This window comes from Pseudomonas sp., assembly GCF_049645325.1.
GTDB lineage: Bacteria > Pseudomonadota > Gammaproteobacteria > Pseudomonadales > Pseudomonadaceae > Aquipseudomonas.
The window spans coordinates 1-13,684 of sequence record NZ_JBARTQ010000200.1; the positions used below are offsets into that span (position 1 = coordinate 1).

Annotated in this window: 12 protein-coding genes and 2 tRNA genes; 6 read left to right on the forward strand and 8 right to left on the reverse strand. The window is 59.6% G+C overall.

Annotation, left to right across the window (positions count from 1 at the left end):
- Positions 1 to 27 precede the first annotated feature (27 nt).
- Together WBB95_RS08820 and WBB95_RS08825 are read right to left on the reverse strand one after the other, a co-directional pair.
- Positions 28 to 104 (reverse strand) — tRNA-Met (locus WBB95_RS08820).
- Positions 105 to 312: 208 nt separating this feature from the next.
- A tRNA-Met gene (locus tag WBB95_RS08825) sits at positions 313 to 389 on the reverse strand.
- A 280-nt stretch (positions 390 to 669) separates the two neighbouring features.
- Here WBB95_RS08825 and dinB point away from each other — a divergent pair.
- Positions 670 to 1,728, forward strand: coding sequence for a DNA polymerase IV (gene dinB, locus WBB95_RS08830; RefSeq protein WP_424487234.1), 1,059 nt, complete (start codon positions 670 to 672; stop codon positions 1,726 to 1,728).
- Positions 1,729 to 1,858: 130 nt separating this feature from the next.
- On the opposite strand, the gene WBB95_RS08835 is transcribed toward dinB, so the two are convergent.
- From WBB95_RS08835 to WBB95_RS08850, 4 genes are all read right to left on the reverse strand, one after another.
- Entirely contained in the window at positions 1,859 to 2,812 is a 954-nt protein-coding gene (locus tag WBB95_RS08835) for a hypothetical protein (RefSeq protein ID WP_424487235.1), read from the reverse strand.
- Positions 2,813 to 2,833: 21 nt separating this feature from the next.
- A complete protein-coding gene (locus tag WBB95_RS08840) occupies positions 2,834 to 4,549 on the reverse strand; it encodes a proline--tRNA ligase (RefSeq protein ID WP_424487236.1) in 1,716 nt (571 codons plus the stop codon).
- 142 nt (positions 4,550 to 4,691) lie between these two features.
- Positions 4,692 to 6,224, reverse strand: coding sequence for an AmpG family muropeptide MFS transporter (locus tag WBB95_RS08845; RefSeq protein ID WP_424487237.1), 1,533 nt, complete (start codon positions 6,222 to 6,224; stop codon positions 4,692 to 4,694).
- 43 nt (positions 6,225 to 6,267) lie between these two features.
- Entirely contained in the window at positions 6,268 to 6,651 is a 384-nt protein-coding gene (locus WBB95_RS08850) for an MGMT family protein (protein ID WP_424487238.1), read from the reverse strand.
- Between the two features lie 133 nt (positions 6,652 to 6,784).
- On the opposite strand from WBB95_RS08850, the gene WBB95_RS08855 reads away from it, so the two are divergent.
- From WBB95_RS08855 to groL, 5 genes are all read left to right on the forward strand, one after another.
- Entirely contained in the window at positions 6,785 to 7,792 is a 1,008-nt protein-coding gene (locus WBB95_RS08855) for a DUF481 domain-containing protein (RefSeq protein ID WP_424487239.1), read from the forward strand.
- A 125-nt stretch (positions 7,793 to 7,917) separates the two neighbouring features.
- Entirely contained in the window at positions 7,918 to 8,649 is a 732-nt protein-coding gene (locus WBB95_RS08860; protein WP_424487240.1) for a HugZ family protein, read from the forward strand.
- Positions 8,650 to 8,715: 66 nt separating this feature from the next.
- Positions 8,716 to 9,192, forward strand: a complete 477-nt coding sequence (locus WBB95_RS08865) for an FxsA family protein (RefSeq protein ID WP_016971150.1) — start codon at positions 8,716 to 8,718, stop codon at positions 9,190 to 9,192.
- Positions 9,193 to 9,439: 247 nt separating this feature from the next.
- Positions 9,440 to 9,736, forward strand: a complete 297-nt coding sequence (locus tag WBB95_RS08870; RefSeq protein ID WP_017846112.1) for a co-chaperone GroES — start codon at positions 9,440 to 9,442, stop codon at positions 9,734 to 9,736.
- 50 nt (positions 9,737 to 9,786) lie between these two features.
- Complete coding sequence (groL, locus tag WBB95_RS08875; protein ID WP_424487241.1) at positions 9,787 to 11,433, forward strand: chaperonin GroEL; 1,647 nt, start codon at positions 9,787 to 9,789, stop codon at positions 11,431 to 11,433.
- Positions 11,434 to 11,924: 491 nt separating this feature from the next.
- On the opposite strand, the gene WBB95_RS08880 is transcribed toward groL, so the two are convergent.
- Positions 11,925 to 13,223, reverse strand: coding sequence for a sensor histidine kinase (locus WBB95_RS08880; protein WP_424487242.1), 1,299 nt, complete (start codon positions 13,221 to 13,223; stop codon positions 11,925 to 11,927).
- A partial coding sequence (locus WBB95_RS08885; protein ID WP_424487243.1) for a response regulator transcription factor occupies positions 13,213 to 13,684 on the reverse strand: 472 nt, incomplete at its 5' end. The genes WBB95_RS08880 and WBB95_RS08885, both read right to left, overlap by 11 nt.

A 13,684-nucleotide genomic window follows, 5' to 3' on the forward strand; every position in this document is an offset into this window, starting at 1 on the left:
CTCTTTCGAGTAGCCTTTTTTGATGTTTGGTTGCGGGAGCCGGATTTGAACCGACGACCTTCGGGTTATGAGCCCGACGAGCTACCAGACTGCTCCATCCCGCGTCTGTGGGCGGCATTCTACAGCCCAGCGGCGAGGTGTCAACCGTTAATAGGCTGATGGGTCAAATAAGTGTGAATCAGCCACTTTATGCCGACCATGCTCGGTAAGTACGCGACGGCAAAAGATTTTTTTGTCTTACAATTTTCGTACACAGCTAAAAACAAGCGCGCACAAAAAAGGCCACTCTTTCGAGTAGCCTTTTTTGATGTTTGGTTGCGGGAGCCGGATTTGAACCGACGACCTTCGGGTTATGAGCCCGACGAGCTACCAGACTGCTCCATCCCGCGTCTGTGTGTCGGCATTCTACAGAGGATCGCGAGTGTGTCAACCCGTGAGTTGAAGAAAAGCGCTTGCGGTTCAATCGGTTAGCTCTCCATGAGGGCTGGTGAACGGGCTTTGGCCCAGTCGGGCCAAGGGTTTCAGCTCTATCGATGGGTCGATTTCGATTGAGAAAATAAATTCATCTTGGAATATTCCTACCGCTCAAGCGGAAGATTCAAACTACTGGTGCTATATACAGGGGTGAGTGCGATACTGGCCACCCGTTGGATTACACCCTCTGTTTATATGACGCAGCGCAAAATCATCCACGTCGACTGTGACTGTTTCTACGCCGCCATCGAGATGCGCGATGACCCGAGCCTGGCACAAAAGCCCCTGGCGGTCGGTGGCTCGGCGGATCGGCGCGGGGTGATCGCCACCTGCAATTACGAGGCGCGGGCGTATGGCGTGCGCTCGGCCATGTCTTCACGCCATGCCTTGAAGCTGTGCCCGGACCTGACCATCGTCAAGCCGCGCATGGATGCCTATAAAGAAGCGTCCAAAGAAATCCAGACGATCTTTCGCGACTACACCGACCTGATCGAACCGCTGTCGCTGGACGAAGCCTTTCTCGATGTCTCCGACTGCCCGCATTTTGGCGGCAGCGCCACGCGCATCGCCCAAGACATCCGCCGCCGCGTTTCCAACCAGCTGCATATCACCGTGTCCGCGGGCGTCGCGCCAAACAAGTTCCTGGCCAAAATCGCCAGCGACTGGAAAAAGCCCAACGGCCTGTTTGTGATTACCCCCGACCAGGTCGAGAATTTTGTCTCCCAACTGCGCGTGAGCAAGTTGCACGGCGTGGGCAAAGTCACCGCAGACAAGCTCGCGCGCCTGGGCATTGAAGATTGCCTGCAACTGCGCGAGTGGAACAAGTTGGCGCTGGTGCGTGAATTCGGCAGTTTTGGCGAGCGACTCTGGAGCCTGGCCCGTGGGATTGATGACCGCGTGGTGCAGAACGACAGCCGCCGGCAATCCATCAGTGTGGAAAATACCTACGATGTGGACTTGCCGGATCTCTCAAGCTGTTTGGCGAAACTGCCCGAGTTGATGGAGACCCTGGCCGGGCGCATGGCGCGCATCGACAGCAGTTACCGCGCGGGCAAGCCGTTTGTGAAAGTGAAGTTTCATGACTTTACCCAGACGACGTTGGAGCAGGCCGGGGCAGGGCGGGACCTGGAGAGTTATCAACAGCTGATGACCCAGGCGTACAACCGTGGCGACAAGCCAGTGAGGTTGCTGGGTATAGGCGTGCGGTTGCTGGACTTGAGCAGCGGCAATGAACAGCTGCAGTTCCCTTGGTAGAAACCCCAAACCAACTGTGGGAGCTGGCTTGCCTGCGATAGCGGCTTAACCGTCAACATTGATGTTGAATGTTAGCCAGTCATCGCAGGCAAGCCAGCTCCCACAGTTGTATTTCGGTGTTTCCAGAGATTTAGCGTGCCCCTGGGTCCGCCACCAACCGCCCCGCATCCTTGGTCAGTGCTTGCAGGAATTCCTGCTGCAACTCGGGATCATTGCGGGTCAGTTCGATCAGGCTTTGCTCCAGTTCACTGGCTTCTTCTTCCAGGCCCAACTCCGACAGGCGCTTGACCCGGTGAACCCATTGGTTCACTTCGTCATCTTCCAAATCGTCGTAGATCAGCCCATGGGCTTCCAGCAATTTGCTGCGCAGGGTGTTGCTGATTGCCAGGGTCGAGTCCGAATGCACATCGTCCTGGCCATCTTCCACGCTGATCTTCAGGGTCGTGACGCGGTTCAGGTCCTGCTCGGCAAAGGGGCTGTCCAGCAGGTTCAGGCGCAGCACGCCGTCGCGGTCGGTGGTCAGCTCATGGGTTTGTTTGCCGGCGGTGACCTGCACCGGGCGTTCGCTCCAGGGCAGGCTCGAATACTCCGTGCGCTTGTCGCGCTGGACTTCATCGATACCCGCCAGGTTCTGTTGCGCACGGCCGTGGGATTGCACGTTCATGAACGGGTTGATGCCGTCCACGCCGTAGCTCAGCCAGTCGCGCGTCATGCTGGTGGGCAGGTTGCCGAGCGCAAAGATATTCGCCACGTTGGCCCCCGCGCCCGCCACCAGGGCGACCGCGCCCAGGGGCATCTCGTAGAGTTTGCGCCAGGGTTGGTAAGGGGTATAGCGATCGTAACGGCGTGTGACTTCGAACTCGGTGACTTCAAAGGTCTTCTGCTCGTGAATGCGCACCCGGCGTTGCGGCAGCTCCAGCACTTTGGGGTCACCTACATCGATCTGCAGGCTGTGGTCGAGCAACTTACGCTCGACTCGCTCCTCGTGCTCACTGCGTTGCGACATCTGGTTGGCGCAGCCGCTGACCAGCAGGGCTCCGCACAAGGCGGCGCCCCCCAGGGCTCTGGTGTTTCGCTTGAACATGACTTCTCTTGATCTGGTTTTTCAGCGACGAATACGCGCCTGAAGGAAAGACAGCACGTCAGCCACCGGCAACGGTTGGGCTTCGGCTTCGGTCCGGCTCTTGTATTCAAGATTGCCATCGGCCAGGCCGCGGTCACTGACCACGATCCGGTGCGGGATGCCAATCAGTTCCATGTCGGCGAACTTGATGCCCGGGCTGGTTTTCTTGTCCCGGTCATCCAGCAACACTTCAAAACCGGCAGCCGTCAGTTCGGCATACAGTTTGTCGGTGGCTTCGCGTACTTGCTCGGTTTCATAACGCAGCGGCACCAGCGCGATCTGGAACGGCGCCAGGGTATCGCTCCAGATGATGCCGTTGGCGTCGTTGTTCTGCTCGATGGCCGCTGCCACCACGCGCGAAACGCCAATGCCGTAGCAACCCATTTCGAGGATGACCGGCTTGCCGTTTTCGCCCAGTACTTTGCAGTTCATCGCCTGGCTGTACTTGTTGCCCAGCTGGAAAATGTGCCCGACTTCAATGCCGCGCTTGATTTCCAGAGTGCCCTTGCCATCCGGGCTTGGGTCGCCAGCGACGACGTTGCGCAGGTCAGCCACGGTCGGAACCGGCAGGTCACGCTCCCAGTTCACGCCGAAGTAGTGCTTGTCATCGATGTTCGCGCCGATACCGAAGTCGCTCATCAGCTCGACCGAACGGTCGATGATGATCGGCAGCGGCAGGTTCAGCGGGCCCAGCGAACCGGCGCCGGCGCCAATCGCGTCGCGCAGTTCGGCATCGGTGGCCATGACCAGCGGGCTGGCCACGCCAGGTTGCTGGGCAGCTTTGATTTCGTTGAGCTCGTGGTCGCCACGGATCACCAGGGCGATCAGCTTGCCTTCTTCTTCGGCGCGCACGATCAGGGTCTTGATGGTCTTTTCAATCGGCAGACTGAATTTTTCTACCAGGGCCGCGATGGTCTTGGTGTCTGGTGTGTCGACCAGGCGCAGCTCTTCAGCTGGCGCTGGGCGCGAGGTTTCGCGTGGCACGGCTTCGGCTTTCTCGATGTTTGCCGCGTAGTCGGAGCCGTTGCTGAACACGATATCGTCTTCGCCCGACTCGGCCAGCACGTGAAACTCGTGGGAGCCGGCGCCGCCGATGGAGCCGTTGTCCGCTTCAACCGGGCGGAATTTCAGGCCCAGGCGCGTGAACACGTTGCAGTAGGCCTGGTGCATGCGGTCGTAGGTGACCTGCAGGGACGCCTGGTCAGCGTGGAACGAATAGGCGTCCTTCATGATGAATTCACGGCCGCGCATCAAGCCGAAGCGTGGGCGGATTTCGTCACGGAACTTGGTCTGGATCTGATACAGGTTCAGCGGCAGCTGTTTATAGCTGCTCAGCTCGTTGCGCATCAGGTCGGTGATCACTTCTTCATGGGTCGGGCCAGCGCAGAAATCGCGGCCATGACGGTCCTTGAAGCGCAGCAACTCAGGGCCGTACTCTTCCCAGCGCCCGGATTCCTGCCACAGCTCGGCCGGTTGCGTGCTCGGCATCAACACTTCCAGAGAGCCGGCGGCGTTCATTTCTTCACGAACGATCGCTTCAACCTTGCGCATCACCTTCAAGCCCATGGGCAGCCAGGTGTACAGGCCAGAGGCCAGTTTGCGGATCATACCGGCGCGCAGCATCAGCTGATGGCTGATCACAACCGCGTCGGAAGGCGTTTCTTTCTGTGTGGCGAGCAAATATTGACTGGTACGCATGGTAGGCCGTTGTCGGTTGCTTGGACTTGAAATGACTTGGGATTGTACGGGCGGTTGTCGCCGGAGTACAGGCGTGAGGTCGTGAGGTGTTTCTGTAGGAACCGCAGCTGGTGTGGGCGCTGGCAAACCAGCTCCCACAGGGTCAGTCTTCGGTTGGGGGGCTCAACCGAATCCGCCGATTTTCCTGAAACCAGTGCAGCGCAATCAGGAACAACGTCGGCACGCCCAGCAGGCAGGTGATCAGGAAGAAGTTGTGGTACCCGAACTTCTCCACCATCACCCCCGAATAGCCGCCGATCAGGCGCGGCAGCAACAGCATGATCGAACTGAGCAGCGCATATTGGGTGGCGGAAAACTTGAGGTTGGTCAGGCTCGACAGGTAAGCGACAAACGCCGACGTGGCAAGGCCCGAGCTGAAGTTATCCAGCGAGATGGTGAAGATCAGCATCTGCAGGTCGGGGCCCATGTCGGCGAGCGCGACGAATAACAGGTTGGTACCGGCCGACGCCACCCCGCCGATAAACAGGATCGGCAGAATACCGAACCGCACGATCAGCAGGCCGCCCATGCCGGCGCCGAGCAGGGTCATGATCAGGCCGAAGATCTTGCTGACCCCGGCAATCTGGTCCTTGGTAAAACCCTGGTCGATATAGAACACGTTGGCCATCACGCCCATCACGGTGTCGGACATCCGATAGGTGGCAATCAGCCCGAGCAGCAACAATGCCTGCCAGCGGTAGCGCAGGATAAAGTCGTTGACCGGCGTCAGCACCGGCGCCAGGCCGCGCCGACCCATGGCTGAAAGGCACAGCGTGGTCAGGATGATATAGAGGATGGCGCGCAGGAAGGCGCGGTCCTCCATCAGCAATTCCCACAGGCTCACGCCGTGGAACAGCACGCTGGCGAAATCGGTGTTGTACAGCTGGGTGAACATCGCCGGAACCGACACCAGCAACACGATCAGCACGAATACCGAGACCAGTTGATGCACAAAGCTGTAGCGGCCGGCCTGCAATTGGGTGCGCAGTGGCACGTTGGGTTCGCGCATGAACAGAGTGGTCAGCAGCGCGGGAATCATCAGCACGCCGAACAGCACGTAAGTGCCGGTCCATGCCGAGTGTTTATAGTTGAAGCCGGTCGAGCCGAAACCTTCGGCAAAAAACAGCGCACCGGCAGTCGCGAGCAGGGCGGCGATGCGGTAACCGGACATATAGCTGGCAGCCAGGGCAGCCTGGCGGCTGTCATCGGCGATTTCCAGGCGATAGGCGTCTACTGCGATGTCTTGGGTGGCCGACGCGAAAGCGACAATCACGGCAATAGCGATCAGCCAGGACAGGTGCTTTTGCGGGTCGCAGAAGCCCATGCCGATCAACCCGAGGATCACCAGCGTCTGGGCAAGCACCAGCCAGGAGCGACGACGCCCCAGTTTGCCGAGCAGCGGCAGGCGCCATTGGTCGAGCAGCGGCGACCAGACCCATTTAAAGGCGTAGGCCAGGCCGATCAGGCTCGCATAACCGATGGTCTCGCGGGCCACACCGGCCTCGCGCAACCATACCGAAAGCGTCGAAAACACCAACATGTAAGGCAAGCCGGCGGCAAAACCGAGCAACAACAATACTAACGTCGAGGGGCTGGCATAGGCGGCGAGCGCGGCGCGCCAGGTTTTACGGGGCATGGGCTGGAGTCTGCCTCAGATTTGCGGAAACAAAGCGCGCACTCTAACCGCTGTGCTCTACCGGGCGCCAGCCATGGCGCTGAATATCAACGCGATTGTTCAGGATACTGACACCTTCGCCGCGTAAACGCGCACGTTGCTCATCGCCCGAGGCACTGCCCACCGGCAGACTTATCCGACCACCGGCACCCAGCACGCGGTGCCAGGGCAGCTTGGTATCGCCCGGCAATTGGCTCAAGGTGCGCCCCACCCAGCGGGCCGCGCGGCCCAACCCCGCCAAGTGCGCCAACTCGCCGTAACTCACCACGCAGCCTTCGGGCACTTGCGCCAGGGTCAGGTACAGCGCCGTACGGCGTATTTCGGCAGGGCTTTGCGGGGGTTCGGCGGGTTGATTCACTGTGGGCACATCCGTTGAGATCGTCGGCATTTTTGTAAGAAACGTCTGTAAATATCGCGCTGGGCAGTGAACTCAATACGAATACCTGAGTCAGTCCTTGCTAAGACGTTATCTAACACGATAATGCCGCCTTTTTTGTCAAACTTGAGCCCCGAACTTGCTTATGTTGTCCAGAACCCTGCTGTGCCTTGCTGTTTTCAGCGCCTCCACGCCTTTGATGGCCGACACCGTCTGGTTGAAGAACGGTGACCGCCTGACCGGCAAGATCAAAGTCTTCGATGGCGGCAAACTGCTGATCCAGACCGACTACGCCGGGGCAATTCCAGTGGACTGGAAGCAGGTCAAAACCCTGGAAAGCGACCAGCAATTGCTGGTCAAGCAGGACGCCTACTCCGGCGAGAAGGCCAAATCCTTGAAGGCGGCAGATGACGGCAAGGTGGTACTGGCCAACGGCGAGGAGCCGAAAACCGTGGAGCTGGCGAGCATCCAGCAAATCCTCAAGCCCAAGCCGGTAATCGAAGACCTGGTGTGGAAGGGCAATGTCGACTTGGCGCTGGACTACAAACGCGCCGACAAAGACACCAACGACTATGACGTCGACTTCAAGACCACTGCGCGTCACGGCCAGTGGCGCCACACCGCGCAGGGCGAGTACAACCGCGAGTTCCAGGATGACGTCACCACCACCGACAACTGGGCGCTGGAATATGACCTCGACCGTTTCATCACCGAGCATTGGTTCTGGCAAGGCCGCCTGACGTACAAGCGCGACAAGGTCGAAGACCTGTCTCGCCAACGCACCGTCGGTACCGGCCCGGGCTACCAGTTCTGGGATGACGAGCTGGGCGCGTTCTCCCTCGGCTCGCTGGTCAACCGCACCGATTACGAATATACCGATGGCGGCAAAGACAACTTCTATTCCCTGGCCATGAAGTGGAATTACAACCGCTACCTCGTGGGCAAGACCGTAGAGTTCTTCACCAACGGCGAAGTCGGCAAACCGCTCGACGGCCCGGCTGCGTACTCCCTGGATGCTGAAATGGGCCTGCGCTACAAAGTCACCGAGTGGGCTTCGCTCAACCTCAAGGCCGAGCGCGACATTATCAGTGGCGACTCCGAAAGCAGCCTGAGCAAGACCCGCTACACCGCAGGCTTTGGCGTCGCCTGGTAATCAGGCCTGGCACCACCTGCCGGGCGGCCTCTGGCAACCTGCGCGGATATTGATTACCGTGTGTTGAGATCCATTCCCATAGACGCCATAGGCTATGGGTGGCCGAATACCCGAGGAGTCATACGTTGAGCGCGCACGTTGCCAAGAACGCCCGAGAGCTGTTGCTCAAGGAATACCGTGGGGCTCTCTCCACACTGTCCAAAGCCATGCCCGGCTTTCCTTTCGGGTCGGTCGTGCCATATTGCCTGGACGCGCAGGGCCAGCCGATCATCCTGATCAGCCGCATCGCCCAGCACACCCACAACCTGCAAAAAGACCCCAAGTGCTCGCTGTTGGTGGGTGAGCGCGAGGCCGATGACGTGCAAGCGGTGGGGCGCCTGACCTACCTTGCCGAAGCCGAGAAAATCGAGGATGACGCTGCGATTGAAGTGGCGGCCGAACGCTACTACCGCTACTTCCCTGATTCCGCCAACTACCACAAGGCCCACGATTTCGACTTCTGGGTGCTCAAACCGGTGCGCCATCGTTATATCGGCGGGTTCGGGGCGATTCACTGGGTCGACCAGTTGACCCTGGCCAACCCATTCGCCGGCAAGGCCGAGTGCAGCATGATCGAGCACATGAACAGCGATCACACCAAGGCCATCGCCCATTACGTCGACCTCACGGGTTTGCCGACCACCGAGCCTGCGCAACTGGCCGGTATCGACAGCGAAGGCATGCACCTGCGAATCGGCCAGGCGTTGTATTGGTTGCCGTTTGCGGAGTCTTGCAACACGCCGACACAAGTACGCGAAGCCCTGGTTTCATTGGCCCACGCTGAGGTCTGGCCGAAAAAAGAAGCCGCCAACGCTTGAATTCACGAAATGGCGACGTCATCTAAGGTGGACTGGCAAGGCATTCTTGCGTTGAGGAACCATTTGATGCGCCCTTTTTTATTGCTCTTTCTGCTGTTCCCGGTGTTGGAGCTGTTCGTATTTGTTCAAGTCAGTAGCGCGATCGGTTTTTTCCCGGCCCTGTTGCTGATCATTCTCGGCTCGATGCTCGGCGTTCTGGTGCTGCGTGTCGCCGGCCTGGCCACGGCACTGCGTGCCCGTGAAAGCCTGAACCGTGGCGAACTGCCTGCTCAAACCATGCTGGAAGGCCTGATGATGGCCCTGGCTGGCGGTTTGTTGATCCTGCCCGGCTTTATCAGCGACGTGGTCGGCCTGGTCATGTTGCTGCCGGTCACCCGCAAACTGCTGGCCGGCAAGATGCGCCAGCGAGCCGAAGAGGCGGCGATTCGCCAGCGTGCGTTCGCCGACGACCTTCAACCTCGTGGTGGTCCGGCTCCGCGCCAGCCGCTGGGGCGTGAAGGCGACGTGATCGAAGGCGAATTCGAACACCGCGACAGCAAATAACCGCTTCACAGGCACGGCACCTTCGGGTGCCGTGTTGCTTTCAGCTGTCGGCAGACACAAAAAATTTCCGCCACGGCCCCTTGTAATAAGCTTATGCGCCCTTATGTAACGGTCACCGCAAGGTTTCTGGTGGCGACACCAGACAGACTTCCGCGTCTTGCTTGGCGAGGCGCGACCGGCACAGCCGGAATACAACCCGCCGGTACCGATACCGGCCGATGAAAAACACAATTAGGAGAGATCGACAATGAGCAAGCTTCGTCCTCTGCACGACCGCGTCGTTATCCGTCGCAGCGAAGAAGAAAAGAAAACCGCTGGCGGTATCGTTCTGCCAGGTTCGGCTGCTGAAAAAGCCAACCACGGTGTGATCGTCGCTGCAGGCCCAGGCAAGACTCTGGAAAACGGTGAAGTGCGTGCGCTGGCCGTTAAAGTCGGTGACAAGGTTGTTTTCGGCCCTTACTCCGGCAGCAACACTGTGAAAGTTGACGGCGAAGACCTGCTGGTAATGGCTGAGAACGAGATTCTCGCCGTACTGGAAGGCTGATTTTCCCGCTCATTTTTCCGTTACTCCAAAGCATTTAAGGATTATCGATCATGGCTGCTAAAGAAGTTAAATTCGGCGACTCCGCCCGCAAGAAAATGCTCACCGGTGTCAACATCCTGGCTGACGCAGTAAAAGCGACCCTGGGCCCTAAAGGCCGTAACGTGATCATCGAGAAGAGCTTCGGCGCTCCGACCATCACCAAGGACGGCGTTTCCGTCGCCAAAGAAATCGAACTGGAAGACCGTTTCGAAAACATGGGCGCGCAGCTGGTCAAAGACGTTGCCTCCCGTGCCAACGATGACGCAGGCGACGGCACCACCACCGCTACCGTTCTGGCTCAAGCCATCGTCAACGAAGGCTACAAAGCCGTCGCTGCCGGCATGAACCCGATGGACCTGAAGCGCGGCATCGACAAGGCGACCATCGCCGTTGTTGCCGAGCTGAAAAAGCTGTCCAAGCCATGCGCTGACACCAAGGCTATCGCTCAGGTAGGCACCATCTCCGCCAACTCCGACAGCTCCATCGGCGACATCATTGCCGAAGCCATGGAAAAAGTCGGTAAAGAAGGCGTGATCACCGTTGAAGAAGGCACTGGCCTGGAAAACGAACTGTCGGTTGTTGAAGGCATGCAGTTCGACCGTGGCTACCTGTCTCCGTACTTCGTGAACAAGCCAGAAACCATGGTTGCCGAGCTGGACAGCCCGCTGATCCTGCTGGTCGACAAAAAGATCTCGAACATCCGCGAAATGCTGCCAGTACTGGAAGCCGTTGCCAAAGCCGGCCGCCCACTGCTGATCGTTTCCGAAGACGTTGAAGGCGAAGCCCTGGCGACTCTGGTTGTGAACAACATGCGTGGCATCGTTAAAGTCGCAGCCGTCAAGGCTCCAGGCTTCGGCGACCGTCGCAAGGCCATGCTGCAGGACATCGCCGTATTGACCGGCGGTACCGTTATCTCCGAAGAGATCGGCCTGAGCCTGGAAAGCGCTACCCTGGAAAACCTGGGCAGTGCCAAGCGCGTGACCATCTCCAAAGAAAACACCATCATCGTTGACGGTGCTGGCGTAGAAACCGACATCCAGGCTCGCATCACCCAGATCCGTGCCCAGGTTGCCGAGACTTCGTCCGACTACGACCGTGAAAAACTGCAAGAGCGTCTGGCCAAGCTGTCCGGCGGCGTTGCAGTGATCAAGGTTGGCGCCGGTTCCGAAGTTGAAATGAAAGAGAAGAAAGCCCGCGTTGAAGACGCCCTGCACGCAACCCGTGCAGCCGTTGAAGAAGGCGTGGTACCTGGCGGTGGCGTTGCGCTGATCCGTGCTCTGGAAGCCCTGACTGGCCTGACCGGCGACAACGCCGACCAGAACGTCGGTATTGCTGTGCTGCGTCGTGCTGTTGAAGCACCGCTGCGCCAGATCGCTGCCAACTCCGGCGACGAGCCAAGTGTTGTGGTCAACGAAGTCAAGAACGGCAAAGGTAACTACGGTTACAACGCTGCGACTGGCGTCTACGGCGACATGATCGAAATGGGCATCCTGGACCCTACCAAGGTGACTCGTTCCGCGCTGCAAGCAGCTTCCTCCATCGGCGGTCTGATCCTGACCACCGAAGCGGCGATCGCTGATGCACCGAAGAAAGACAGCGGCGCTGGCGGCGGTATGCCAGACATGGGCGGCATGGGTGGCATGGGCGGCATGATGTAAGCCAGCCTTACCCGGCTCCTGAAAAACCCCGCCTGCAGTGATGCAGGCGGGGTTTTTTTATGGGGTTTTGAGCGCGTCAGCCGAGCGTGCGTCGCCGCAGCAGCTTCCTGAAGGTCATTCCGCGTGCCAGGGTCACTTGTGACGTCGGCATAAGTGCCAAGGGTTGCGGTGCCGCAATTTGGTCGAGTGGGTGAGGGACAGGCAGGTGCGCGAGTTTTTCTGCTTGCGTGCGTCTGGGCCGCTCCCGGTGGCCGGGCGGGGCCGTTTGAGAGGCATGATCAGGCCTGATTGCCCCGGCGGAACTGGCTGCGGATTGGCTGAAGGCCGCTGCATTGCCGGGTATAAGCGAGCTGGTAACGATGCACAACGACAGCATCAATGTGCACAAATGCTTCTTGGGGGGACGCATGAAAGGGCTCTCCAACCTGAATTCAGGTTGGGAGGTTACGAGCAATGCGAGGGCCTCACTGTCACAGGCTGTAACACGCAGGCTATAACGGTCGGAGTGGCAGGATCAGGGTCAGGCGCGCGCCACCCAAGGGGCTGCGGCTTACCGACAGTTCACCGCTATGCCACTGGGTGGCGCGTTTGGCCAGCGCCAAGCCGAGGCCGAAACCGCCGGGCGCATCGCCGCCCATGGCCAGGCGTACAAAGGGTTCGAAGATTTTCTCGCGGTTTTCTGCGAGCACCCCAGGGCCGTCGTCGTCCACATGCAGTGCCAGGTGGCGTTCGCCATGGTAGGCGGCGCTGACGCTTACTTGGTCGCGGGCGTAGGTGATGGCGTTGCTCAGCAGGTTACGCACGATCAGGTGCAGCAAGGCTCGGTCGCCGATCAATTCCAGGTGCGCAGGTTCGGTGTCCAGGCTCAGCCGGCGATGGTGGCCGTCGAGCAAGGCGAACTCCTGATGCAGCCAGTCGCGCAGGTTGATCGGTTCGTGCTGCAGGTCGGAGGGCGCGCCGGCCAGGCGGGCAAACGCGAGGCTGGCGCGCACCAAGGCTTCGAGCTCTTCGACATCAATGTGCAGACGCTCTTGAAGGCGTGTGCGGGTGAGGGGGTCTTCGCTTTTTCCCAGCAGCGTCAAGGCAAACCGCATGCGTGCCAGCGGCGTACGCAGTTCGTGGGACACGGCCTGGGAGACTTCGCGATGGCGTTCATTCATGGCGCTAATGTCATGGGCGTGTTGTTGCAGGGTCAGCAGCAACGGCGTCCATTCCTTGCCCATGGCGGGCAGCATGGCATTAGGCGCACGCGCCAGCGTGGCAAGGCACGTGTTTATTGCCGTCAGGTCAGCGCGGCGTTGGCGCAATGCGCGCGCGCCGATCCACAGCAGCAGCACCAGCGGCAGGCTTGCAACACACGCGGTGACCCAATAGACGGGAAATTGCACCAGGTCTTTGACCTCGGCCGTTCCCCACATCGGGCCGAACTGGATCAGTGTGCGGTCGTCGAGTGGGAAGTAGGTGATGTCTTCGTCACTGTTCTGCGCCGGTTGCTGATGTTTGAGCATGGTCAGCGCCTCGGGCGGCAGCTCGATGTCATCCGGCGTTACCAGTTTCACGGGGTACTGAAAGTGTGTGCGCAACGTTTCCATGACCGTGTCGCGTTGTTCGACCGGTAAAACCTTGAGCTGCTCCGCGACCAAATAGCCAGGCCCGGCCATCAGGCGCAAAAAGCTGTAGTCGCCGACGAACACTGAGGCGTTGGCGCACAGCCACAACAGGTAAAAGGTCAGGGCGGCCCAGCTGGTGCCGGCCATTACCGCCATCCAGGGGCGCACTTTAGTCAGCATGCTCGCCCCCCTGAGGGATTTCGACAAACAGGTAACCCTGCGCGGTAATGGTCTGGATGGTCACCGGGCAGGCCAGGCTCATCAGCTTTTTGCGCAGGCGCGACACGCGCATATCGATGGAGCGGTTGAGCCCGTCGTATTCCAGGCCGCGCAGGCTTTGCAGCAACTTTTCGCGGGTCAGCAATACGCCACAATGGCGGGCGAAGATCGCGAGCAATTCGAACTCGGCGACCGAGAACTGCAGCGGGGTGTCGTTGAGCCAGGCGAAATGGCTGTTCAGCTCCAACCGAAAGGCGCCCCACTGGTAATAATGGCGCGGGGTTTGTGGGTGTCGGCGCAGCAACGAGCGAACCCGCGCCAGCAACAGCAGCGGGTCGACGGGCTTGACCACGTAATCGTCCGCGCCGACGTTGAACCCGGTGAGTTGTTCGGCGTTTTCATCCAGCGCGGTCATCATCAGG